18 protein-coding genes and 1 riboswitch are annotated in these 24,633 nt (G+C 44.8%); of the genes, 12 read left to right on the top strand and 6 right to left on the bottom strand.

The features are described 5' to 3' along the window. Positions 1–22: 22 nt before the first annotated feature. The 12 genes from U2P91_RS08460 to U2P91_RS08515 all read left to right on the top strand — a co-directional run bounded on the left by U2P91_RS08460 (position 23) and on the right by U2P91_RS08515 (position 16,532). The gene (locus tag U2P91_RS08460) at positions 23–1,351 is read left to right on the top strand and encodes a replication-associated recombination protein A (RefSeq protein ID WP_111889504.1); all 1,329 of its coding nucleotides are present in this window, start codon (positions 23–25) and stop codon (positions 1,349–1,351) included. Between the two features lie 24 nt (positions 1,352–1,375). Then, positions 1,376–4,330 (top strand): insulinase family protein, encoded by a 2,955-nt coding sequence (locus U2P91_RS08465; RefSeq protein ID WP_322519437.1) that lies wholly within the window; start codon positions 1,376–1,378, stop codon positions 4,328–4,330. 22 nt (positions 4,331–4,352) lie between these two features. Beyond that, positions 4,353–5,768 (top strand): D-alanyl-D-alanine carboxypeptidase family protein, encoded by a 1,416-nt coding sequence (locus U2P91_RS08470; RefSeq protein ID WP_111889505.1) that lies wholly within the window; start codon positions 4,353–4,355, stop codon positions 5,766–5,768. 239 nt (positions 5,769–6,007) lie between these two features. Further along, positions 6,008–7,021, top strand: coding sequence for an energy-coupling factor ABC transporter permease (locus U2P91_RS08475; RefSeq protein ID WP_322519438.1), 1,014 nt, complete (start codon positions 6,008–6,010; stop codon positions 7,019–7,021). 116 nt (positions 7,022–7,137) lie between these two features. Next, a complete protein-coding gene (gene cbiQ / locus U2P91_RS08480; RefSeq protein WP_111889507.1) occupies positions 7,138–7,935 on the top strand; it encodes a cobalt ECF transporter T component CbiQ in 798 nt (265 codons plus the stop codon). A gap of 13 nt (positions 7,936–7,948) precedes the next feature. After that, positions 7,949–8,680, top strand: a complete 732-nt coding sequence (locus tag U2P91_RS08485; protein ID WP_322519439.1) for an ABC transporter ATP-binding protein — start codon at positions 7,949–7,951, stop codon at positions 8,678–8,680. Positions 8,681–8,905: 225 nt separating this feature from the next. Then, positions 8,906–10,198, top strand: coding sequence for a 5-bromo-4-chloroindolyl phosphate hydrolysis family protein (locus U2P91_RS08490; protein ID WP_111889509.1), 1,293 nt, complete (start codon positions 8,906–8,908; stop codon positions 10,196–10,198). 90 nt (positions 10,199–10,288) lie between these two features. Then, positions 10,289–11,440 (top strand): toxic anion resistance protein, encoded by a 1,152-nt coding sequence (locus U2P91_RS08495; RefSeq protein ID WP_111889510.1) that lies wholly within the window; start codon positions 10,289–10,291, stop codon positions 11,438–11,440. A gap of 414 nt (positions 11,441–11,854) precedes the next feature. Beyond that, positions 11,855–12,664, top strand: a complete 810-nt coding sequence (locus U2P91_RS08500; RefSeq protein WP_111889511.1) for an alpha/beta fold hydrolase — start codon at positions 11,855–11,857, stop codon at positions 12,662–12,664. Between the two features lie 89 nt (positions 12,665–12,753). Next, complete coding sequence (locus U2P91_RS08505) at positions 12,754–13,905, top strand: glycerate kinase (RefSeq protein ID WP_111889512.1); 1,152 nt, start codon at positions 12,754–12,756, stop codon at positions 13,903–13,905. An 18-nt stretch (positions 13,906–13,923) separates the two neighbouring features. Continuing rightward, complete coding sequence (locus U2P91_RS08510) at positions 13,924–15,105, top strand: CdaR family transcriptional regulator (protein ID WP_111889513.1); 1,182 nt, start codon at positions 13,924–13,926, stop codon at positions 15,103–15,105. 176 nt (positions 15,106–15,281) lie between these two features. After that, on the top strand, positions 15,282–16,532 hold the full coding sequence (locus U2P91_RS08515; RefSeq protein ID WP_111889514.1) for an HlyC/CorC family transporter: 1,251 nt from the start codon (positions 15,282–15,284) through the stop codon (positions 16,530–16,532). A gap of 45 nt (positions 16,533–16,577) precedes the next feature. On the opposite strand, the gene U2P91_RS08520 is transcribed toward U2P91_RS08515, so the two are convergent. The 6 genes from U2P91_RS08520 to thiC all read right to left on the bottom strand — a co-directional run bounded on the left by U2P91_RS08520 (position 16,578) and on the right by thiC (position 24,309). Further along, positions 16,578–18,062 carry a B12-binding domain-containing radical SAM protein gene (locus tag U2P91_RS08520; RefSeq protein ID WP_111889515.1) on the bottom strand — a complete coding sequence of 495 codons (1,485 nt, stop codon included), beginning with the start codon at positions 18,060–18,062 and terminating at the stop codon, positions 16,578–16,580. Continuing rightward, the gene (gene bzaD / locus U2P91_RS08525; RefSeq protein WP_111889516.1) at positions 18,059–19,387 is read right to left on the bottom strand and encodes a B12 lower ligand biosynthesis radical SAM protein BzaD; all 1,329 of its coding nucleotides are present in this window, start codon (positions 19,385–19,387) and stop codon (positions 18,059–18,061) included. The genes U2P91_RS08520 and bzaD overlap by 4 nt, the downstream gene beginning before the upstream one ends. A 31-nt stretch (positions 19,388–19,418) precedes the next feature. Further along, complete coding sequence (locus U2P91_RS08530; protein WP_242988539.1) at positions 19,419–20,465, bottom strand: class I SAM-dependent methyltransferase; 1,047 nt, start codon at positions 20,463–20,465, stop codon at positions 19,419–19,421. After that, a complete protein-coding gene (gene cobT / locus U2P91_RS08535; protein WP_111889518.1) occupies positions 20,452–21,540 on the bottom strand; it encodes a nicotinate-nucleotide--dimethylbenzimidazole phosphoribosyltransferase in 1,089 nt (362 codons plus the stop codon). Before cobT ends, U2P91_RS08530 begins: the two co-directional genes overlap by 14 nt. Before the next feature lie 181 nt (positions 21,541–21,721). After that, a complete protein-coding gene (gene bzaB, locus U2P91_RS08540) occupies positions 21,722–23,005 on the bottom strand; it encodes a B12 lower ligand biosynthesis ThiC-like protein BzaB (protein ID WP_111889519.1) in 1,284 nt (427 codons plus the stop codon). 2 nt (positions 23,006–23,007) lie between these two features. Further along, positions 23,008–24,309 (bottom strand): phosphomethylpyrimidine synthase ThiC, encoded by a 1,302-nt coding sequence (gene thiC, locus U2P91_RS08545; protein WP_111889520.1) that lies wholly within the window; start codon positions 24,307–24,309, stop codon positions 23,008–23,010. A gap of 97 nt (positions 24,310–24,406) precedes the next feature. Next, positions 24,407–24,590: riboswitch (cobalamin riboswitch) on the bottom strand. Between the last annotated feature and the right edge of the window lie 43 nt (positions 24,591–24,633).

The raw sequence follows: 24,633 nt of genomic DNA on the forward strand, positions 1-24,633 counted from the left end.
AACGCTATCGTGAAAGGACATTATGCAGGAAAGTTTTTTTAACCAGAACTATGAAGGACAAATTGCGGATAATGCTCCCCTGGCGGTAAGAATGCGACCCCAGACATTGGCAGAATTTGTCGGTCAGCAGCATATCATTAGTCGGGGGAAACTTTTGTATCGGCTGATTGAAGCCGATAAATTGTCCTCGGTGGTGTTTTATGGACCGCCGGGTACCGGCAAAACTTCATTGGCAAAAATTATTGCCAACCGTACCAATGCGGTGTTTTATGAGCTGAATGCGGTCACCTCAGGAAAAAAAGAAATCACTGAGGTATTGGATAAAGCGAAGAATAATCTGGGTGTTTATAATAAAAAATCGATCCTCTTTATTGATGAGATCCATCGCTTTAATAAGGCCCAGCAGGATGCCCTTTTACCCAGTGTCGAAAAAGGGTTGGTGACCCTGATTGGGGCCACCACTGAAAACCCCTATTTCGAAATCAACTCGCCGCTGTTGTCCCGTTCCACCATTTTTGAGTTTTATAATCTGACTCCGGAAGACATTCGTGACGTGATAAAACGGGCTATTGAAGACCGTGACCGGGGTTACGGGGTGATGAAGATTAAATGTGATGAAGACGCCCTCAATCATTTTGCCGAGGTCGCTAATGGCGATGTTCGCCGGGCCTTGAATGCTCTGGAACTGGGGATTTTAACGGTGGATAAAAACGCCGACGGCGTTATTGTGATCGATTTGGAAACGGCTCAGGAGTGCATTCAGCAGCGAGCCGTTCACTATGATAAAAATGGTGATAATCATTACGATACGATTTCAGCCTTCATCAAGAGTATCCGGGGTTCCGATCCGGATGCGGCACTTTACTGGATGGCTAAAATGATCACGGCGGGAGAAGACCCCAAGTTTATTGCCCGTCGGATTGTCATTTCGGCTTCTGAGGACATTGGCAATGCCGAACCGATGGCCTTGACCGTGGCGATGGCCGCTGCCGATGCGGTTGCCTTTATTGGCATGCCGGAAGCCCGGATTAATCTGGCTCAGGCAGTCGTTTTTTTGGCCTGTGCGCCCAAAAGCAATGCCTCCTATCTGGCGGTGGATGCGGCCATTGACGCGGTAAAACATGTCTCAAACAGCAATGTCCCGGCACATTTGCAGGACACCCATTATTCCGGCAGCAAAAAACTGGGTCGCGGGATGACCTATCAATACCCTCATAATTTTCCCGGGCACTACATTGAACAACAATATCTTCCGGATGATCTGGTGGGCACCCATTTTTATGAACCGACAGAAATGGGCTATGAACAGAAAATGAAGGAATATCTCAAGAAAAATGGAATAATCGAATAAATACGAAGAGAAGAGGAGTGACATTTGAAAAAAGAATTAAAAGAACAACAGCAAAAAATGTTTAAACTGGAAGAAAATATCCATGGGTTTATCTTGAATAAAGAAGAATTTGTGGATGAAATAGATGGCTTTGCCCGAACCTTTGTCCACGAAAAAACCGGAGCCCGATTAGTTTATATATCGGCAGATGATGATAATAAGGTTTTTTCGATCAGCTTTCGGACACCATCCACCGACAGCACTGGGGTGCCCCATATTTTAGAACATTCGGTTTTATGCGGATCAAAAAAATATCCGGTCAAGGAACCCTTTGTGGAGCTAGCTAAAGGGTCGCTTAACACCTTCCTCAATGCCATGACCTATCCTGATAAAACGATGTACCCGATTGCCAGTACCAACGCTAAAGATTTTATGAATCTGATGGATGTTTATCTGGATGCGGTTTTTTATCCTAATATTTATGAAAACCCCTATACCTTCTTGCAAGAAGGCTGGCATTATCACATTGAAAATGCCGATGATCCAATTATCTACAATGGGGTAGTTTATAATGAAATGAAGGGCGCTTTCTCCAATCCGGAGGAATTGCTCCAAAATAAAATTTTCGAATCCCTTTATCCTGAGTCCTGCTACCGGTTTGAATCCGGCGGGGATCCGGATGTGATTCCAGAATTGAGCTATGAAGATTTCTTGGGTTTCCATAAAAAATACTATCATCCCTCCAACAGCTATATTTATCTCTATGGCGACGGGGATGTCCGGACGCACTTGAAATATTTAAATGATGAGTATCTCAGTGGCTTTGAAAAACAGGTGGTAGATAGTGAGATCACGGTTCAGCCGTTGCTTAAAAATCGGACAGAACTGCGGACCTCCTATGGTGTATCGAAGGAAGAATCCCTGGAAAACAAAGACTATTTGGCCCTTTCTGTGGTATTGGGAGACAAATTATCCCATGAAGATGCTTTGGCTTTTGATATTCTTTCCCATATCTTATTGAATAATAATTCGTCACCGTTAAAAGAAGCTTTGCTGGATTTAAAAATTGCTGAAGACGTCAGCTATCATTTTAGTAGTTCCCTCAGACAGCCTTATTTTTCGATTGTCCTTAAAAATACTGAGGAAAAACATCGCGACTTATTTGTCAGCACGGTGGAGTCGGTGTTAAATAAGCTGGTAACAGATGGTCTGGATCCTCTCAGTGTCGAAGCGGGCATTAATATCCATGAATTCTCCCATATTGAAGGGGAGTATGGTTCTTATCCCAAAGGTCTAATTTATGGGATTGAAATGATGGATGACTGGCTCTATGGTGATGACCCGATTGCTTATCTTAAATACAAGGAAGCTTTTAAAAAATTCAAAGACAACTGGAAAGACGGCTACTTCGAAAAACTGCTTAAACGGATGCTAATTGACAATACCCACCAAACGCTAGTGACCATTGTACCGGACAATACCCTGCAGGGAAACGCCGATCAGGCATTAGCAGAAAAATTGGCGGCGTTTAAAACCAGTCTGACCCCAGAAGAACTTAAGGCCCTGGTTGACGAAACGCAAACCCTGATGCAGAAACAAAATGAAGAGGATGCCCCGGATGATCTGGAAAAAATTCCCAAATTATCGCTTTCAGATATCAGCCGCACCGGCCGAACCTATCCCCTGGAAGTGACCGAAGTGCTGGATACTACACTGCTGTTTCATCCTGGTTTTACGGGTGGAATTTCCTATTTAAAACTTTATTTTGATTACAGCGAGTTGCCCCAGGAAGATCTTAAATATTTATCGCTGATGTGTAAAATGCTCGGTAGTCTCAGCACTGAAACGATGGATTTTCGAAGACTGAGTCAGGAGATTGAAATTCATACCGGCGGTCTGTCCTTCGGGATTGAGTCCTATGATGATGTTCATCACTTTGGGGATTTCACCTCTAATTGCTATGTGAAAGGCAAAGCAGTTGCTGAAAAGATCCCGACCCTGATTCGGATTATGACCGATGTGATGACGAAGACCCGCTATCAGGAAAAAAATCTGATCCACGATATGATCCGGGAAATAAAGACCCATAAGGAAACTCAATTTTTAACCGCTGGCCATGTGGTTGGTGTGCAACGACTGCAGTCCTACTATTCTCAGTCAGCGCGGCTGTTTGAAGAATTTGGCGGCATTGAGTTCTATCGTTTTATTGCGGATCTGGACGCAAATTTTGATGAGCGATTTGAAGCGCTGACGGAAAAGCTGGCCAGCATTGCCACCTTGGTTTTCAACAACAAAAAACCACTGATTAGCATCACCGGCACCGAAGAAATTCGGGATCAGACTTTGGTCGCTCTGAGCGCTTATGTGTCGGGACTGGCTCCGAAAATACTGGTAAAAAACGCTTTTGCTTTTGAGACTGAAATTGCCAACGAAGGTTTTTTAACGGCAGCTAAGATTCAATATGTTTCGCAAGGCTATAATATTAGAGCTTTAGGCTACCAATACACCGGCTCTCAACTGGTTTTAAAAGGCCTTCTGTCGATGGATTATTTATGGAACAAGGTTCGGGTTCAGGGTGGCGCCTACGGTGCTTTTATGAACATCGGACGGAGCGGAGACCTGTATTTCGGATCCTACCGGGACCCAAAACTTAAAAAGACCTTTGAAGCTTATCAGGGTGTGATTGATTATATTAACCAGTTAGACCTCTCTAAGCGTGAGCTGGAAAAATATATCATCGGAACGATCAGCAGCAAGGATGTACCGCTGAGTGCCTCAGTGAAAGGTGAAATTGCGGATAACTTCTTTTTCAGCGGCGTGACCGCCGCTGATCTACAAAAAGAGCGGGAAGAAATTTTAGAAACCACTGTTGAACAATTAAAGAGTTATGGAGAAATGATTGCGGCAGTGCTGGCTAAAAATGCCATCTGCGTTTTAGGCAGTGAAGAAGCAATTAATGATGAAAAGGAATTGTTTAAAGTGACCCGCTATATCAAATAGCAGTTTTGAGGGGAGAGGGGATATGAAAAGAAAAATAGGACTATTGTTGATACTTAGCCTGGTCTTTTGTACATCTGCTGTTATGGCAGCGGGTTTGCCTGCCTATGGTGCTGATGAGGGTGTGGTTATTTATGAAGTGAATAGCGGCGATATTCTTTTTGCGCAAAAGCAAGATGAAAAATTCTATCCTGCCAGTACAACCAAATTGATGACCGCGTTGGTGGCCATCGAGAACGGTGATCTCAACGAAAACATTACTGTAGGTGATGAGATTTCATATTTGGATGAGGACAGCAGCAACGCTGGTCTTGAAGAAGAAGAGGTGTTGCCCCTTAACGAACTGCTTTATGCTTTGTTGCTGCCCTCCGGAAATGATGCGGCAGAAACCATCGCTGTGAACATTGGCAGAAGGATTGCCGGGGACGGTTCTATCAGCTCGGATAAAGCGTATGAAACCTTTATCGCTGCCATGAATCAGAAAGCCAAAGATCTGGGGATGACCGGCACCAATTACACGAATCCTCACGGATTACACAATGATAATCATTTTACAACGCCCGCCGATATGCTGATTCTGGCTAAAACGGCCTTTGATGAGACGACGATCAAAGCCATTACCCGGGCCAAGGTTCATGAGGTGCAAACTAACAAAACCAAACACAAGTGGAATAATACCAACCTCTTGCTTTATACCAATTTTAATGAGTTGTCGGAGGAGTTTCGGGTTATCAATGGTTTATCGGGGGCCAATCCGGTTTTTAACGGTTACGCAACCAGTGGGAAGACCGGTTTTACTGAAGAAGCAAATAAGTGCCTGGTTTTTGAAGGGGAAGGTAATGATAAGAAAATGATTGGCGTTATTCTCAATGCTGATCAGGCGGTTGTCTTTGGCGAAGCAAGCGACACCATTAATGCGGTGGTTAAAGAATATGAACTGCTTGAATGGTCGGATCCGGAGGATGAAGACCGGGTTGTGCAGGTAGTCAACTATCATGTGTTTGATGGCAATAAATTGAAATATAAAACAAATGAGGCGCTGATTACGGCGGCACCCCAGACGGATCAGGCTAACTACACGGCCAAAGTTAAATGGGATGAAACAAAGATGATTGGTGATGAGACCCTGGCAAATCTGGAAGCAGATATCAAGGAAGGCGAGCAGCTTGGTGAACTACAGGTTTACAATGGCGAAACCTTAGTAGAGACGGCGCCACTGTACGCAGTCAAAGCCATGAAAGCCCGAAACTGGATGGATTATCCAATTCTTTACTGGTATGTGACCATCATTGTGATCATGATACTACTTGCTATTTTGCGGATCATGTTTGTCCAGTTTATGCGCAAGAATAATATTAAGTACAAAAAAATTAAAATTAAGAAAAAGCAAAACGGCTCCAACAGTAGATCATCCAATCAGCCACCGAAGCGGAGACGCTAGATTAAGTGGTACTGAGTAGGCGGAGTCTGCCGATAAAAACGACAGACTCCCGTTATTATTTCTTGACATATATAGACAAGTGAGTTATAATTTAGCTAGTATTTCGCATTGAAGTGCAGGATACGAATCAAATTTTATGATGCAAAAATGATGCCATGAAGGTATCTCCAGAGTTGAAACTCAGGAGGTGTACTTCGTGTTTTTTTGTTTGGTTTTTTAAACTTTGAGGAGGTTTTATTATGCACATGGCAGATGCTTTAGTTTCTCCAGCAGTTGGAGGAATCATGCTTGCGGCGAGCGCCGGAGCAATCGCCTATTCGGCGTATAAATGTAAAGACGATTTAGATGAAAAAAAGATCCCATTAATGGGTGTTATGGGGGCCGTGATCTTTGCCGGACAGATGATTAATTTCACTATTCCGGGGACTGGTTCCAGTGGACATATTGGTGGCGGGATTTTACTGGCAGCCCTATTGGGACCCTTTCCCGCATTTTTAACCCTCACTGCGGTATTGCTGATTCAGGCACTCTTCTTTGCCGATGGTGGGCTTTTGGCCTTAGGCGCAAATATCTGGAATTTGGGTTTTTATGCCTGTTTGCTGGTTTACCCCTTTGTCTTTAAACCGATTGTAAAAAGAGGACTGACACCGAGTCGGATTACCGTGGCAGCGATTGTTTCGGTCGTTTTAGCTTTATCGTTAGGCGCCTTTTCAGTAGTGCTTGAAACGCTGGCATCGGGAATTACCGAATTACCATTTATGACCTTTGTTGGTTTAATGATTCCGATCCACCTGGCCATTGGTTTGGTTGAAGGGATTGTGACCGGCGGAATTTTGGTCTTTGTATATAAAATGCGGCCGGAGTTATTGGAATCATCGGTTGAAAATACAAAATTGCCTAAAAATATTTCCATTAAGAAAGTAATAGGAACGCTACTGATCTTTGCTGTCGTTGTGGGAGGCGGTTTATCACTTTTTGCATCAGCAAATCCCGATGGTCTGGAATGGGCCATGGAAAATGTGGCCGGAACCGCCGAACTCGAAGCAGATGGTGATATTTACAGCAGTGCTGGAAGTATTCAGGAAAGCACCGCCTTCCTACCCGATTATGGTTTTAAATCAACAGATGGTGACGGTTCAGCTGCTGGAACCAGTGTTTCTGGCATTGTTGGGGCCGGTATTACGCTGATCCTGGCAGGTGGCACCGGTTATCTGATTTATGCTATCAAACGGAAAAAAGAAAAAGCTTCTTAGACAATTTATTACTAATTGAAATAGCAATCTTTATGTGTTAACATTAACAATAGTTTTCTAAATAACCTCTGTTTATAAACAGAGGTTATTTAATATTTAACTGAAAGGTAGTCTCAATGTCAACAATTACCGACTCAATGAATACGATCAATTCTCTGGAGGAAATGGCCGATGGCAATACCGTCATCCATCGTCTTCATCCAATGGTCAAACTGATTACCACGATGCTTTATCTGGTGCTGGTTATTTCGTTCAACCCTTTTAATATTACCGGACTGGTGGTGTTTGCTTTCTATCCGGTGATTTTAATGGCCTTGGCTGAAATACCTTATAAACCCTTGCTAAAGCGACTATTGGTCGCCTTGCCCTTTTCTTTTTTTGCGGGGTTATCCAATATTATTTTTAATCAGCAACTGGCATTGATGCTCGGACCGGTTCCGATCAGTTATGGTTTAATCTCCTTTACGTCTATTATGGTTAAAACGATATTTACCGTCATGGCGGTGCTGATCCTGATTGCGACAACTTCATTGCCAAAAATTTCCTATCAATTATTATCGATTAAAGTACCCAAAATTATTGTGGAACAAATTATGTTGACTTATCGTTACATTTCGGTGTTGCTGGAGCAGGTCTCAAATATGTATACAGCCTATATTTTAAGAGCACCGGATTCCAAGGGTATCAAAATGAAAGACATGGGTATCTTTGTGGGGCAGTTGTTATTAAAAAGTTTTGATCGGGCTGAGAGCATTTATGTGGCCATGAAATGTCGTGGATATGATGGTAATTATCTTTATGCTAAACCAAGCCCGATTCATAAGGGTGATTGGTTGTATCTGGTTTTTGTAGCTGGTGTTTTGTGTTTGATGCGATTTTTTGATCTGAGCCTGTTTATCGGCAGTTTTTTATAATGAGGAGTTCTTAATGCTAGAAATAAAAAAGTTGAATTATGCCTATCCCGACGGCCATCAGGCTATTCGAGATGTAAATCTAAAAATCGAAGAGGGTGAGAGCATTGCCTTGGTAGGAGCAAACGGGGCGGGAAAATCCAGTTTGTTCAAGCTAATTATCGGTATTTCTGAGATCAAAGAAGGAGCGATTATAGTTGATGATTTGCCAGTGGAGAAAAAAACGCTGAAAGATATTCGCCGGAAAGTCGGGATGGTTTTTCAGAATCCGGATGATCAGTTGTTTATGACAAAGGTTTATGATGACATTGCCTTTGGTCCGCGAAATGAATTGCTCGATGAACATGTGGTAGAAGAGCGGGTGGTCAACGTTTTGGAACAGTTGGTGATTATTCATCTGCGGGATCGGATGCCTCATCGTTTATCCGGTGGTGAAAAGCGGGTCATTGCCATTGCTTCGGTGTTAGCCATGAATCCCCGGGTTATTTTGTTTGATGAGCCGACCTCATTTCTTGATCCCCAGGCCAGACGAAATGTAATTAATACCCTCGACACCCTGAAAATGACCAAAGTTATTGCCACCCATGATTTGGATATGGCCCTTGATATTTGTGACCGGGTGATTATTTTACATCATGGCAGCGTGTTTGCAGATGGCACAGTTCGAGATATCCTATTTGACGAAAACCTCTTATCTCAATGTCATTTGGAGCTGCCCCTGTGCATGCAAAAACCGCGGGTACGATAGAGTTCGCCAAAACTTTCATACTGACTACTGGTTTAATATCAGTTTGGTTATCTTTTGACCGCTTAAAGCTTGATGTGTTCAAGCTTTTTTAGATTTAAGGCGCCTGTGTTGAAAAATCAAAAAAAATTTTGAATTTACTTAAAGAATAGCGCCAGGAAATGGTTTCCTAATTGAAATTTTAAATTTTATAAGATATAATTAATTCAATGTTTGGGAGGTCAAACGATGACAAAAAAAGATTATTCGAATATCGGTAATGATATCAAGGATATTGTTCAGGATGCCTTGAATTCGGAGGAGTTTAAAGAACTGAACAAGAACATTTCGGCGACTGTCGCTCGAGCCATGGATGAAGTTAAGCGAAGTGGTCAGTATTGGCAGGAGCAGCAGCGACAGCAGCGGGAAAACAACCAGGAAACCAGAAAGCAGGCGGCCAATGCCAGAAGAGCCCAGGAAAAAATGAACAAACCTCAGGCAAAGGAAATGCTTGCCAAAAACAATTATCAAAATGCCTATAGTCCCGTCAAAAGACGGCCCAATAACCTGATTTCAAAATCGCCTCATGGTCGAATTTCCGGCATGTTATTGATGATATTTGGAAATATTGGCATTGGTGTTTCACTACTTCTACTGCTTATTTTTTCATCGGTATTTGGTTTTGCGTTTACCAGTATGCCACTGATGGGGATCGGGGTTGGAATCCTGTTGCCGATTTTTACGATTAGTGCGCTGATGGCGGCAAAGGGGTCAAACCTGCGGGGACGAGTAAAACGGTTTCGTCAGTATGCCAGTCGCCTGAAAGGACGGCAATTTTGTAGAATATCCGAACTGTCTGAGCCCATTGGGCGCAGCAAGAAATATGTGCTAAAAGATCTGCGTAAGATGATCAGCCTGGGGATGTTCCCGGAGGGGCGGTTTGATGAACAGGAAGAATATTTACTGCTTAGTAATGAAGCTTATGAGAATCATTTAAAACTTAAGGCAGGAAAGAAACTTGAGGAACAAAGAGCTCGCCGTGAACAGGAAGCGTTGGAACAGAAAAAGAAACTGGAATCAGAAAATCCGGAAATGAAGGCGGTTCATGAGGTGATTGCCGAAGGTCAGGATATCATCAGAAAAATTAACGAAGCTAATCTGGCGATTGCAGGGGAAGTAATCTCCCATAAACTGGATCGACTGGAAATAGTGATCACCAAAATCTTCGAATTTATTGAGGAAAATCCGGATGGATTGCCGGAAATTCGGAAGTTTATGGGCTATTATCTGCCGACCACCTTAAAGCTAGTTTCGGTCTATCGGGATTTAGATGCAGAACCTATTCAGGGCACCAATATTTTAGCGACTAAAAAAGAGATTGAAGATACCCTGGACACCATCAGCCACGCCTTTGAAAATTTGTTGGATAGTTTTTATGAAGACACGGCAATGGATGTTTCAACGGATATTTCGGTGCTTAATACGATGCTGGCCCAGGAAGGTCTAACCAAAAGAGATTTTAAAAAACAAGAGACGAAGTAATAAGATCCGAATTCAGAAAAGCCCACCATGATATTTTAAATTGATGAAAGCTTTGAAAGGATCAACTTAATTAAGACGAGGAGAATAGCGATGGAAGACAATATGAATGATTATTCCCAGGCAACCCCTACTTTAACCTTCGACCCGTTCGAAGAAGAAAAGGTGATGACGGCCAATGTGCATCAGGAGCTTAAGGGTGAACGGGAAGTTTTTGACGAAAGTCGACTGACGGTGGAAGAACGAAAAATGGTGGATGATTTTGCCAGCAAAATTGATCTTACTAATTCCAGCCTGGTGATGCAGTTTGGGGTTGGAGCCCAGAAGAAAATTGCCGATTTCTCAGAAACGGCCCTGAACAATGTCCGCACTAAAGACATGGGCGAGGTCGGCAAAATGCTGGGTGATATGGTGATGGAACTACGAAACTTTGACATTGAGGAAGAAGAGAAAGGTTTTTTGGGCTTTTTCAAAAAAACCAGCAATAAGCTCAGCTCCATGCAGACGCGTTATGCGACTGCCGAAACCAATGTCAACCGGATTACCGAAGCCCTGGAAAAACATCAGATGCAGCTTTTAAAAGATGTGGCCATGCTAGATAAACTTTATGACGTCAACAAAACTTACTTTAAAGAATTGTCAATGTATATCATGGCTGGCAAAAAGAAGCTCAAGGAAGTCGAAAATAAAGATTTGCCGGAATTGATCAAACGCTCACAGCTCAGCGGATTACCGGAGGATGCTCAGGCGGTTAATGATTTGTCAGCCATGTGCAATCGCTTTGAGAAAAAAATTCATGATCTGGAACTGACCCGGATGATTTCGATTCAGATGGCGCCGCAAATCCGACTGGTTCAACATAATGATACCTTGATGGCTGAAAAAATCCAGTCTTCGATTGTCAACACCATTCCCTTATGGAAAAGTCAAATGGTTTTGGCCCTGGGAGTCGTTCATTCGGGACAGGCCGCCAAGGCTCAGCGCGAAGTCACCAATATGACTAACGAATTATTGCGAAAAAATGCCGAAACCCTGAAGATGGAATCCATTGCTACCGCCAAAGAATCGGAACGGGGCATTGTCGATATTGAAACGCTGCGGATTTCCAATGAGTCTCTGATTAGTACCTTTGATGAGGTGTTGCGAATCCAGACCGAAGGCCGTCAGAAACGAAAAGAAGTGGAAGTTGAGCTTGAAAAACTGGAGAATGATTTAAAAGTCAAGATGCTTGAAATCAGGCGATAATAATAAAAAAACAATCAGTAGTAAATATTGGTTGTTTTTTTATTAGGTTTTTTTAAATATATGGTGCTCTTGATATAGTCAAACTTTCCAGAACAAGGAATTTGTTTAATCCTCGTTTTTAAAAAAACAGTAGCAAATTTAAACAATAATTTTAAAAGTTCGAAGACAGAAGGTGCTTATTGTATAATTGTCTAATGAATATGAAATTAATTGGCTAAAATGCCATTGAAAACTATTGCAGATTGGGTATAATAATAATCAATAGTATTTTGTATAAAGCTTGAAAACAGAAACATCGTACTTTGGTATCGAATGAGGCTGATCGTTTCTGAGTGATCGGAAAAAGAGTAGCGGTTTGATTAGATGGCGAAGCGGGAAGCAGGCAAGGTATTAATTAATAATAGGGGGAAAGCTATGGCAACTTTTTTTACCAATGATCATGTTGAATTATATTATGAGGTAAAGGGCAAAGGAAAACCTTTGCTAATGATTCCCGGATGGACTTGTACAACCCAGTTTTTCAAAAAAAACAGCGATGTACTGGCTGAAAATTTTCAGGTAATAGTAATGGATTTTCGTGGGCATGGTGAATCTGAAAAGGTCTTACACAGTCACCGGATTTCTCGTTATGCGATGGATGTGAAAGAACTTTTGGATCAACTGGATGTTGAAGATGTCACCGTACTGGGATGGTCCATGGGGGTTGCCGTACTGTGGAGTTATCTGGAATTATTTGGCAATCATCGGGTTGGCAAACTGGTTTGTGTTGATCAGGCACCGCTCCAATACACTGGCCCAGATTGGGTATGGGGACAAAATGGCTGTTATGATGTGGAAATGTTCATCAGAACCTGTTGTGCCATTGAGTATGCTCCGCGAGAAAGTGCAGAAGGCTTGGCCTTTGGCTGTCTGTATCATGAACCGACATCAGAAGAAGTAAAATTTATCGCCGATGAGATATCAAAGTGTCCGCCGAAAGTGCGTATTGAAATCATGCGGGATCACACTAATCTGGACTGGCGAGATTTGTTGCCATTGATTAATCTTCCGACCCTGGTCTGCGTGGCCCGACACAGTGCTGTCTTTGATTGGCAGGGCAGCGCCTATGTTGCTGAGCAGATTCCAGAAGCAAAACTGGAGTTTTTTGAGAATTCCGGTCATATGCTATTCTGGGAAGAAGCTGATAAATTTAATCAAGTCGTTGCTGACTTTATCAAATCCTGAAATGATTAACTGCAATAGCATGGGTTTTCCTGTTTACCCATGCTATTGTTTTTGAGACATAAAAAATATAATTTAGAGGAGAGCACAAAATGAAAATAGTGATTGCTCCGGACTCTTTTAAAGGATCCATGTCAGCTACTGAGGTTTGTGATATCGTTGAAGGTTCAATTCTTAAAATTATGCCGACAGCTAAGATCGTAAAAATTCCCATTTCGGATGGAGGAGAAGGTCTGGTAGAGGCACTGGTCAGGCATCAATCTGGTGAGATCATAAAAATCAAAACGAAAGACCCTTTATTCAGAGAAATAACCGCAATCTACGGCATTTTAAACGGTGAAGTAGCGGTTATTGAAATGTCGGCTGCTTCCGGCTTGCCGCTTTTAGCAGATGATGAACGCAATCCGTTAAAAACGAGTACCTATGGTACCGGGGAAATGATTGCGGATGCAATCAGGCGGGGTTGCCACAAAATTATCCTTGGTTTAGGGGGCAGCGCGACTAATGATGGCGGTCTGGGAGTTGCCAATGCTTTGGGGGTCCGATTTTATGATCAAAATATGGAATTGTTGGCCCCTGTCGGCGAAAATTTAAGCCGGGTGAGGACAATTGATACCAGCCAGGTTAAGCCCGCATTGCAAGAGGTGGAAATAGTCATTGCTTGTGATGTTGATAATGTTCTTTGTGGCGTTCAAGGGGCGGCGGCAATCTATGGTCCTCAAAAAGGTGCCAACAGCGAGATGGTGATATTTCTGGATCAGGGACTCAGTATGTTTGGACAACTTCTTGAGAAAAAAACAGCCAGGAAATTGGTCAAGCTAAAAGGAATTGGCGCCGCCGGCGGTATGGCATTACCATTGGTGGCTTTATTTAAAAGCCAGTTGAAATCCGGATTGGATATTGTTCTGGATGAAATTGGTTTTGAAGCGGCAATTGACGGAGCCGATATGATCATTACCGGAGAAGGGAAAACCGATGCCCAAAGTGTGATGGGCAAGGTGATTTCCGGCGTTGGAAAACGGGGAAAAAATCTAAATATTCCGGTGGTAGTGATCTCAGGAGCGTTAGATGATGGTTATGAAGCGATTTACAATTGTGGGGTGGTGGCCGCCTTTGCCATCTTTAGTAACGACCGCGGGTTGGTCTGGCATATGCAAAATGCGCCCCAGTTATTGGCGAAAACGATCGATAACCTTTTTCGTTTTCTGGCAATTGTATGCATGCTTCCGCAAAATATGAGATAGAATAAAAGGAGTGGGGCGATGCTGGATAAGAAAATTGCCCAAAAAATTGCCGATGAAGTTATGAACACCCTTGGTTATAACATCAATGTTATGAATAAAAATGCAATTATAATTGGGAGTGGTTCGCCGGACAGACTTGGAAGCTTCCATGAAACAGCCATGTTTGCCATTCAAAACGGGATTACCTGTGAGGTGACTGATACACAATCAATAGAACTTCGGGGTGTGAAGCCGGGGATTAATTTGCCTATTGTGGATAAAGGTGGAGAAGTCATTGGCGTCGTTGGAATAACTGGAGACCCGGATGAGGTCCGAAACATTGGGAAACTGGTGAAGATGACCGCAGAATTGATCATTGAACAGCAAGAAACGATGAACCGCTTCTATTCCCATCGCAACGATAAAGAAATCTTTTTAAACACTTTGATCAGTGATCAGCAAAGCATCAGTGAAGAAGAAATTGCGGATTGGGGCGAGCGCATCGGCTATAGTATGGAAAGTTGTCGAGTGGCGGTAATTTTAAGTTTTGGGATTGATCATAAAACGTCTGAAAAAGGAAAGCTTGAAAAAATCCTCAACCAGATTAAGCTGTCAGACAGTCATTTAAAAGACGATATTTCGTCGGTGATGTCCGGCGGTTTTATTTTAGTTTTCAAAACGCTCAAGAGAACAGAACCCTGGGAGGTAGAAAAGACCATTAGTACCTATCTGGACGTTATGAAAAATGCTGCGGATGCTAAAAATATGCAATGTTTTGTGGGCGGTTATTATCTGGGCGTCAAGGGCTACGTGAAATCCTATGGTGAAGCCTATGGTATGTATCGCAGCGGCATTTATAAGAAAAATCAACCTGTGTATTTCTCTCATCACCATTATTTATGGCGTCTTTATAATCAACTGGACAAAGAAGCCTATACCCTGGTTATTGAACCCTATATTCAAAAAATTCAGAAATATTTCGGCAAAGGCACCGAAGAAGCGATGATTACGATGCGCAAAATATTTGATTATCATTTTCACTTTGAACAGGTGGCCGAAGATTTATTTGTCCACAAAAATACGGTTATTTTCAGAAAAAATAAAATGGAAGAATGCCTTGGTTTTTCCCTCAAGTGTAATGGTCACGACAATCTGCTGTTTATGATTATTCTCAACCATTACGAAAAATTAAAAAAGTTTAAAGATTCGCCAATTAGGTAAAATTTATCAGATATTATGGAATTGTAACTAAAAATATGATATCATAGTGACAAATAATATTTGAAAGAGGAATAGAATTGGACGACGTACCATTATCTGAGACAAAAATGACACAACTTATCAAATCGGAGAGCGTGACCACTGACGAATCTGTTTACTGGGAGGAATCTTAGTCAATGGACAGTAGTGTTATAGGTTTTATTGCAGTTCTAGTGGTGATGCTGCTGATGTCAGCATATTTTTCGGCGACGGAAACGGCTTTTACCTCCATTAATCGTATTCGCATAAAAAATTTGGCCAAAGACGGAAACAAAAGAGCGGCTCAGGTTTTGGCACTTTCTGATCGATTTGACGTTTTATTATCGACAATTCTGATCGGGAATAATATTGTCAACATTGCTTCAGCATCAATTGCTACGGTGGTTTTTGTTCGCTATTTCGGCAATGCCGGAGTGACCATTTCAACGGCGGTGATGACCGTACTGGTACTTATTTTTGGTGAAATTTCACCTAAAAGTCTGGCTAAAGATTCACCTGAAAGTTTTGCCATGTTTGCGGCTCCTTTTATTCGGTTTCTGATGTTTATATTAACACCAGTGAACTTTTTATTTATGTTATGGAAAAAAATGCTTGATAAATTGTTTAAGGTTAATGATGAACGCAGCATGACCGAAGAAGAACTGCTGACCATTGTGGAAGAAGCAGAAAATGATGGTGGCATCGATCTTCAGGATGGAGAATTGATTCGCAGTGCGATCGAGTTCAATGACCTGGATGTGGATGATATCCTGACCCATCGGGTGGATGTGGTCGCTATTGATGTGGATAATCCCAAGGAGGATATTACCAAGTTGTTTTTTGAAACTGGTTTTTCCCGGCTGCCAGTTTATCAGGGGACCATTGATCAGATTATCGGTTTTATCAGTTATAAGGATTTTACCCATTATGTGGCCAATGGCAACAGCAGTCTGGAAGAAATCATCAGCCCGGTGGTCTTTATCACTCCAAATATGAAAATTTCCAAGTTGCTAACGCTGCTCCAGCAGAAAAAATGCCATATTGCTGTCGTTTCCGACGAATATGGCGGAACCGCTGGTATTGTCACCCTTGAAGATGTCATTGAAGAACTGGTTGGTGAAATCTGGGACGAACATGATGAGGTCATCGATGAATTTGTAAAAATATCCAAAGACGAATATCGGATTTTAGGAAAAGCAAATCTGGGAAAAATGTTTGATCTTTTTGATATGGATGATGATTTTGACGTGATCACGGTAGGTGGTTGGATTGTTGAATTTCTGGATCGCGTTCCCAATGTGGGTGAATCCTTTGAGTTTGAAAATCTGACCTTCACCATTACCAAGTCGGACGAACGTCACGTGATTGAGATAAATGTTGTTAGAAATGAAATAATTGAGTCTGAATAAAATCAGATAAAAAAATGCCTAAAGGGATTTCCCTTTAGGCGTTTTTTATGCCATAATTCCATCAACGGTATGATTAAAGGTATCCACAAAACTGTTTCGTTGATCAATAGTGATTTCTCTGTTTTTTAGTAAGTAAAGATAATCTTCAAAGGATTGAATCAGCAGCTGATTGATCAGACGATATTTTTCCAGAATTACCGGATCTTTCTTAAAGCTCAGTTCCCAGGTATCTTTCATATAGGAAAAAATATGATTAGTCATGTCTCTCATCATCCCGGCTAACATCGCCACCCTTGGGTTAAGATAATCAGTATCTGCCTCATAGGTGGAGTGAGGGGAAATATTTAGCCGCCCCTGATCCTGGAGGGCTTTGTAGGAGGAGCTACCCTTAAGAATAATCATATGATGATAGAGTACATTAACGCTGATTTCCAGCTTATCCAGTAGAGCGTTTCGTTTTAAAAAATCGTAGTTGACTTTCAGATCTTCCAGGGTCGAGTCCGGTTCAAACATAATAAAACCGACGCTGGGTTCGATGCCGTATTTCCGGAGGATTTCCAGAGCCTGTTCATTATCAGCCACGGTGGTCAGCTTATTAAGCCGTTTCAGCGCTTCATCAAGGCCGCTTTCCAGACCGATTAAAATGTGTTTAAGACCGGCGTCAGTCAGGGCTTTGATGGTTTCTTCTTCGATATCGTTGGCCCGCGCTTCAATGCCAAAGTGGATGTGGCGTTCTTTTAAAAGATGGGCCAGTTTTAGGACCCGCTCTTTTCCAGCGCGACCGGGACCGTAGAAGTTGGGGTCCATAAAATAAAAGTAGCGGATATCGGTTTGCTTCATTATTGTATCGATTTCGGTGATAATGTTCTCCGGACTTCGGCCCCGCCATTTCCGTTTTGTATCGCCGTAGTAGGGGTTGATATAACAAAAAGTACAGCCACCGTAACAGCCCCGGCTACCGGAAATATTGACCTCGCCAAAAGAATAGGAGCTGGTGCTGCGCAGAGGAAAGGGCAATGAATCCACATCCGTAACAACCTCGCCTCGGGTCGCGACAATGCCATTAGTGGTGCGTGTGGCGATTCCCGACTGGGGAACGGTGGGGAAATTTTCGGCCAGCGTCAAGAAAGTCAGTTCAGCTTCGCCTAACAGGGCTGAGTCAATGGCCGGACAGCGGTTAAGAATTTCTTCATAGGCAAAGGTGGGGTAAAAACCATAAACGCAGACATAAGCAATGCCATAGGTTTGTTTGATGTGCTTAATAAACTGATAAAGGGTTTTGTTGTCCTCCCAGTGATAAACCAGGTGAATCCCTAAAATCGTGGGCGTTAGCGTTGCTATTTGCTCTTCAATGGCCGGATAATCCAGCTGTTCCAGATAGCCGTCCACAATTGTCACATCAATGTTGTTGGCGGCCAGCATGCCGCCAATATAGCCGGTGTTCAAGCAGGCTGAAAGGGGGGCGTTGGCAATATCGTTACAGCGGTCGTCGCCGTAGGAGCGGGGATGTTCTAAAAGAATGACATTCATGAGGTGACCTCCTGCCACATAAAGATATTTTTTTTGGTATGATAGATTTCCAGATCATAGCGGACCCGGTCAAAGGGCGCCGGGTTATAGTAGGTGGGGTAGAGCAGATCGGTTTCCGGGGTGATCACCCCGTTTGCCAGAGCCTGTTGTTCTACCTTGGTGCCCGGTAAAATACGGATATTATTGAGTACAATGGTACCCAGGGTTTTGGAAGCGTGATGGATCTCGTAAATCGCATCGATGAGGTCCCTGGCTTGCTGCTGGGTTGCGGCGGTATCCCCGGGGGTATTGACGAGGAAGTGATAAACTGTGACCACACCGCTGCCTGCCAACACCTGAGCAGTGTCGAGGATATCCTGGACACGCATATGCTTATCCATGGCATCCAGGGCCGTTTGGCTCAGGCCGTCGGGGGACAGGGAAAAGCATTCGCAGCCGGATTGGGTATAGAGGGCGACGTTTTCCTCGGTTAACAGGTTTTCGCGAAAAAAACCGCTCCAGTTAATTTTTAAACCTCGCCGGATGATTTCAGCGCAGATTGTATCGAGGTGATCCACCGGAATATTGACCACCGAATCGGTGAAGTGGATCCGGGTGACACCGTATGTTTCGTAGAGAAACTGGATTTCATCGACCACCGCTTCAGGGGTGCGGCAACGCATTTTAGAGCCCTGCAGGAGCGGATAGGAACAGTAGCCGCAGCTAAAACAGCAGCCCCGTTTGGTTTCCACGCCGATACTTTCCACATATTTATTAACGGTGAGGTAGGGGCGGGGATCAAGCAGATCGCGGTTGGGCATCACGTAATCCAGCATATCATAATCACCCACCGGTGGGACGATCAAGACCGCTTTGTTTTCGCGGTAGCAGAGCCCTGGGAGGTGGGGCGGGTTATTGAGATTTTCCAGTAGTGGCACAATGATTTTTTCGGCCTCGCCGGTCACGCCGAAGTCAATTTCCGGATATTCGCGCATCAGCCGTTCCGGGAATAGCGAAAAACCGGTTCCACCGACTAAGATTTTGGTATCAGCCGCGTAGCGTTTAATAAAAGCCAGGGTAACGGCAAAGCCGGGAATCAACGACGAGGTTTTATTACCCAAAGGATCAATATTTCGTAGCGACAGACAGACCACGTCCGGCTGATAGGTATCCAGTTGTAAGCGTAAATCGCCATAGGGATCGATGGCCATATTCATGTCAAAAAGCTGCAGATCATGATTGGTTTGCCGCTCGACCTGAGATGCCAGCACGACGATCCCAATGGGATAAACCCGCTCGATGTCGATACCCTCCATTGAGAGGGCTTGGATGAAAAGTATTTTCATGGTTTCTCCTTGATTTGGTTAACGATAATAATTATTTAAAATAAATGGTATCCAGTGCCATCTGGCTTCGGGCAGCAAAGATCAGGGCGGTGTCGGTGGCCAGAGGAATCAGCGATGAGGTGAGTAGATCATTTTTTTTAAGCTCGGCAATTACCCAGGCTCCGGAAAAAACTTTGCCATTGTAGGTGTTTAAAAACATATTGATATCGGTCAGGTGAGCCTTGACCGGATCATGCTCATTAAAAAAATCATGGATCAGGATGATGCCATCATCACTCAAATGGCTGGCTGCGGTTTTTAAAACCTGTTCGTTTTCCGACTCGGCGTAGGCGTGAATAATATTAGAAAGAATGATCAACCGATATTTTTTGGCAAGACCCCATTGTGGTTCCAGAATATTAGCGGGGTGGTAGTTAACCCGATCTGCGTAGGCGGTGGCATCGACAAGTTTTTGAGTTTGAGGAAGCATCTGCACAATGTCGAGCAGGGTGGCACGAGTGCCCGGAAAGGCTTCTAAAAAGGCCAGTGCCATAGCTCCGGAGCCGGTTCCCACATCCAGAATATCACCGCTGAGTTCGGTAAAAAAGGTGGTGCAGTCGCGGGCTTTTAACTTGGCCACGTTGTCCATGGCTTTGATGTATTTAGCCCGGCGCAGGTTAAGTTCTTCTTCGCTGATATCCGCCGGCAGAAAGTTGACCCGACCACCAGCAGTCAGCGAAGCTTTAAGCGTATTCCAGTCATCAGTAAGATTTTTACGCCACAGCAGCGAGTCGCCCTGATAAAGCGGACTCGCTATTAGTAAATATTCTTTGGTAATCAATTGGTTATAATAAACATTTTGGTAGCATCCTACTAGACCAAGACTGTTTAGAAGTGCCAGGTAACGTTCCAGGGCGCTTTCGTTGGCCCCCAGTTTTGGGGCGAGTTCTAAGAGACTGGCGCCGCGGATCCCGAAATCATCGATGGTTTGAAAAAGATCCATTTCCAAAGCAGTGAACAGCGCATCGGAAACCCAGTAAGCGGTGGCCAGGTCTTCTAAATACTGGCCGCCGTTGGTTTGGGGATCATACCCCTTCATGACCATTGGTTACTCCTGCGTCAGTAAAGGTTAAGACGTCGCAGATGACCCGGGCCGAGGATTCCACCAGGTGCATCGCCACCGCTGCCCCGGTGCCTTCTCCTAATCTGAAATTGAGGTTAAGCAGGGGGCGTAAGCCCAGGGCTTGCCACATTAGCTGATGCCCCGGTTCTTCACTCTGATGGGAGGGAATCATATAATCCAGCGATTGGGGACATAGGGCCTTGGCGATCAGCGCACCAGCGGTGGAAATAAAGCCGTCCACCAGAACCGGCACCTGATTAAAAGCAGCCCCCAGGATTACGCCGGCAATCCCGGCAATCTCGAAGCCCCCGACTTTGGAAAGGACATCAATGGGATCGGTTTTATCGGGTTGATGGCGATTGATCGATTCCCGGATCACTTTGATCTTGTTGAGCAAGGTGGCGTTATCAATGCCGGTGCCCCGGCCGGTTACTGATGAAACCGGATATTCGGCCATAACCGCTAAAATAGCGGCGCTGGGGGTCGTGTTGCCAATCCCCATATCGCCGGTAGCCAGCAGATTGATCCCCTGTTCTTTGATCACCTTGGAAGCCACATTGATCCCGGCTTCCAGCGCAGCAATGGCTTGTTCCCGGGTCATTGCCGGTTCCTGATAAAAGTTTTTGGTGCCATGGGCGATCTTGCAGTCAATGATGGCGCCTTGTGAAACCAGTTCGGGCATATCCACAGCGACGCCCATATCAACGACAATCACTTCGGCGCCAGCGGCTTTGGCTAAAATATTAATGCCCGCTCCGCCTTTGACAAAGTTTTCCACCATCTGTGGAGTCACCTCCTGAGGGAAGGCAGAAACCCCTTCGGCCACCACACCGTGATCTCCGGCCATGGTGATGACCATTTTTTTATCGACATTGGGTCGGATGGTGCGTTGAATCCCGGCCAACTGTTCAGCGACAACCAGCAGCTGACCGAGACTCCAGGGCGGAATCGCTAATTTTTCTATATGATCGCGGGCGGCCTGACGCCACTTGGGGTCAGCCGGTTCGGTATGGTCGATGACGTGTGTTAAGGTATATTTGGTTTCGATCATGGTAATTATCCTTTCTACTTAGTAATAAATGAAACGTACGATTGATTTTATCACTATATTGGTGAGGCTTGTAAGGGCTTGTATTACAAACCCTTACGGAATGATGGGTGACGCTTTTGGATAATAAACGCTTGTTTTTTCGTGGGGCGGGTAAGCTACCCGTCACAAAGGGTTTACTCGTTTAGGATATCCCAAAAAACTCCGCCGCGACATCCGCCGGACATTTACTGTCGGCACAGACAGCACAACCATGGGAAGGCTTTTGAGCCGCAAAGGCAGCGATCAGATTGGCTTGATTGATGGCGTTTTTGATCTGTTCTTCCTGATTGCGGGAAACCCGGGCCCGGGACATCGCCAGATCGCGGTTCCAGGCCGCGCCGCCGCGCTTTAAGACATTGGCCGCATTGGCGGCGATCCGGGTCGTTTCGACACCGATGCGGACATCTTCCTCATTGGGCAGACCCAGGTGTTCGGCTGGGGTCAGGTAACAAAGGAAATCAGCCCCGTGCATGCCGGCAAAGGCACCGCCGATCGAACCCGTAATATTGTCATATCCGGGAGCAATATCGGTGGCCAGGAAGCCTAAAATATAGTAGGGTACATCGTAACAGAGTCGTTTTTGCAGTAGCATCGCTGAGGGAATATGGTTTAGTGGCACATGGCCGGGACCTTCCACCATCACCTGAACCCCGGCCGCCAGGGCCCGTTTGGTCAGCTCACCAGCGACCATTAAGCCGCGCAGGTGGGCCTGATCCAGAGAATCAGCATTGGCACCGGGTCGAATGGCGTCGCCGATGCTAAGTACCGTATCGGTCGCTTTGAGAATCTCCAGCAGTCGGTCAAATTCGGCATAAAGAGGATTTTCTTTATCGTTATGGAACATCCAGCCAGTTAGCAAGGATCCACCACGGCTACAGATATCGGCAACGCGACCGGTTCTTTTTAATATTTTGAGAAGATCCATATTCAGGGCCGAGTGCACGGCCATAAAATCCATACCGGCCTGACATTGTTTTTCAACCACTTCAAACAGATCATCAGAGGTCATATTGACCATCAGGCCCCGTTTATCAGCCGCTTCTTTGGCAGCCTGATAAACGGGCACACAGCCAGCGGCAATGTTGGAATTATTTAGACTTAAGGTTCGCATGGTATCAATATCGGCACCCATACTTAAATCCATAAAACCGTGGGCACCGGCGGCTTCGATGATTTTTAGTTTTTTGACTTCCATGTCCATATCATCCCGATCACCAGAGGTGCCCATCAGACCGTTGACTTTGACGTCCAGACCACCACCGATGCCGCAGATTTTAGAACGATTGCGCAATTTATTTTTAGGAATGACAATCCGGCCGGCAGCTACTCCGGCTCTGATAAATTCAGGCGTGAAGCCTTCGCTGAGTGCCACCATTTCCATTTCTTCGGTAATTTTACCCTGTCGAGCTTTTAATATTTGGGTCATGATTAGTTCCTCGCTTCCTGGTTTTCGTCTCGTAAATACTTGCCGACAATTTTCATGGCACAGAAGTCGCCGCACATGCTGCATTCGGATTCGAAGTCGGTGCTGCGATCCTTCCAGACCTTCGTGGCGGTTTCAGTATCGATGGCCAGTTCCATCTGCCGGCCCCAATTAAGTTCCCGGCGGGCATGGGACATTTCCAGATCCCAGGCAATCGCTGCCGGATGGCCTTTGCCAACATCACCAGCATGGGCGGCGATGCGGCTGGCCATCACGCCCATATAGACATCATCGGCATTTGGCATGCCGATATGTTCGGCCGGGGTGACGTAACAGAGGAAGTCGGCACCGTAATAGGCGGCGATTGCGCCGCCGATGGCGCCAGTGACATGATCCATACCAGCCCCGGAATCGGTGGGCAGACAGCCGAAGACAAAGTAGGGAGCGCCGCCGCATAGTTGTTTTTGTAACTTTACAGTGGTCTGGATCTGATCCAGGGGCACATGGCCCGGTCCTTTGACCATCACTTGAACCCCGGCCGCCCGGGCCTTTTTAACCAGACCGCCGAGGATCACCAATTCATGAACCTGGGCGCCGTCCAGGGAATCGGCAATACAGCCGGGGCGCATGCCGTCGGCAAAGCTCAGCACGACATCATACTTTTTACAGATTTCCAGGACCCGGTCATATTGGGTAAAAAAGGGATTTTCACAGTGGTTGTGAACCATCCAGCCAATCAGATGGGAACCCCCATAACTAACCAGTGGATCAATCCGGCCTTCTTCTTTGGCGCGGTTGATCACGTCCATGGTGGTGCCGCAGTGCAGGGCTAAAAAGCTGACGCCTTCGGAGGCATGCTTTTCCATCATCGCGAACATGTCATCCGCGGTCATATCTAAAGCACTGCCATATTTTTCCTGAGCCATAGCCAGGGTCTGATAAAGGGGTAGGGTACCGACCGGCCGGTCCACCGTGGATAAGACTTTTTCACGCATTTCATCAATCGGACCCCGAACACTTAAATCCATCAGCGTATCCGCTTCGGCTTTTACGGCCTGTTTGATTTTAGCCATTTCACCATCGATGGTGTCATCTATTTCATACATCCCAACGCTGGCGGAAACCTTGGTAAACAGACCCTTGCCCACCGCCACCGGGTTGATATTTGGCCGGGAACTCTTTAGAATGACGATTTCACCGACGGCTACCCCCTGGCGAATGTTTTCGGGATCGAGCCCTTCTTTTTGCGCCACATAAATCATTTCTGCGGTGATCTCACCGGCTTGTGCTTTTTTAAGAATTGTCATCGTTTCCTCCTGAATGATTCTCAACAAATTTTGGCAAATAAAAAAGTCCACAGCTGTTATTTATTCTAAATAACAGCCATGAACTTTACCTTCGTTCATTCAGGATCGATTCATAGGCAGGTCTCCTGACTTGGGGTTTTAACGCTTTGCCACACCTTCCCATTAAAAAAACAGTGGTTTTTGTGGTTTGCTCCGCCCTTACAGTGATGGGTTCGTTCAGGACTCTCACCTGATTCCCTATTCTCCTTAATGTTTAAGGCACCATATGTTCGCTTTTCTATTTACTTGCTTTTGATTATACACACTAAAAAATGAAAGTGCAAG

Origin of the sequence: Acetobacterium sp. K1/6 (genome assembly GCF_034438075.1) — a bacterium.
Lineage (GTDB): Bacteria > Bacillota > Clostridia > Eubacteriales > Eubacteriaceae > Acetobacterium > Acetobacterium carbinolicum.

Excerpts from the sequence above, each read along its gene's own strand:
- cbiQ (WP_111889507.1), top strand. The coding sequence starts at position 7,138 with ATGTCAACAATTACCGACTCAATGAATACGATCAATTCTCTGGAGGAA.
- U2P91_RS08515 (WP_111889514.1), top strand. The coding sequence starts at position 15,282 with ATGGACAGTAGTGTTATAGGTTTTATTGCAGTTCTAGTGGTGATGCTG.
- U2P91_RS08460 (WP_111889504.1), top strand. The coding sequence starts at position 23 with ATGCAGGAAAGTTTTTTTAACCAGAACTATGAAGGACAAATTGCGGAT.
- U2P91_RS08510 (WP_111889513.1), top strand. The coding sequence starts at position 13,924 with ATGCTGGATAAGAAAATTGCCCAAAAAATTGCCGATGAAGTTATGAAC.
- U2P91_RS08520 (WP_111889515.1), bottom strand. The coding sequence starts at position 18,062 with ATGAATGTCATTCTTTTAGAACATCCCCGCTCCTACGGCGACGACCGC.
- U2P91_RS08495 (WP_111889510.1), top strand. The coding sequence starts at position 10,289 with ATGGAAGACAATATGAATGATTATTCCCAGGCAACCCCTACTTTAACC.
- cobT (WP_111889518.1), bottom strand. The coding sequence starts at position 21,540 with ATGATCGAAACCAAATATACCTTAACACACGTCATCGACCATACCGAA.
- U2P91_RS08490 (WP_111889509.1), top strand. The coding sequence starts at position 8,906 with ATGACAAAAAAAGATTATTCGAATATCGGTAATGATATCAAGGATATT.
- bzaB (WP_111889519.1), bottom strand. The coding sequence starts at position 23,005 with ATGACCCAAATATTAAAAGCTCGACAGGGTAAAATTACCGAAGAAATG.
- U2P91_RS08530 (WP_242988539.1), bottom strand. The coding sequence starts at position 20,465 with ATGAAGGGGTATGATCCCCAAACCAACGGCGGCCAGTATTTAGAAGAC.
- U2P91_RS08500 (WP_111889511.1), top strand. The coding sequence starts at position 11,855 with ATGGCAACTTTTTTTACCAATGATCATGTTGAATTATATTATGAGGTA.
- bzaD (WP_111889516.1), bottom strand. The coding sequence starts at position 19,387 with ATGAAAATACTTTTCATCCAAGCCCTCTCAATGGAGGGTATCGACATC.
- U2P91_RS08505 (WP_111889512.1), top strand. The coding sequence starts at position 12,754 with ATGAAAATAGTGATTGCTCCGGACTCTTTTAAAGGATCCATGTCAGCT.
- thiC (WP_111889520.1), bottom strand. The coding sequence starts at position 24,309 with ATGACAATTCTTAAAAAAGCACAAGCCGGTGAGATCACCGCAGAAATG.
- U2P91_RS08485 (WP_322519439.1), top strand. The coding sequence starts at position 7,949 with ATGCTAGAAATAAAAAAGTTGAATTATGCCTATCCCGACGGCCATCAG.
- U2P91_RS08470 (WP_111889505.1), top strand. The coding sequence starts at position 4,353 with ATGAAAAGAAAAATAGGACTATTGTTGATACTTAGCCTGGTCTTTTGT.
- U2P91_RS08475 (WP_322519438.1), top strand. The coding sequence starts at position 6,008 with ATGCACATGGCAGATGCTTTAGTTTCTCCAGCAGTTGGAGGAATCATG.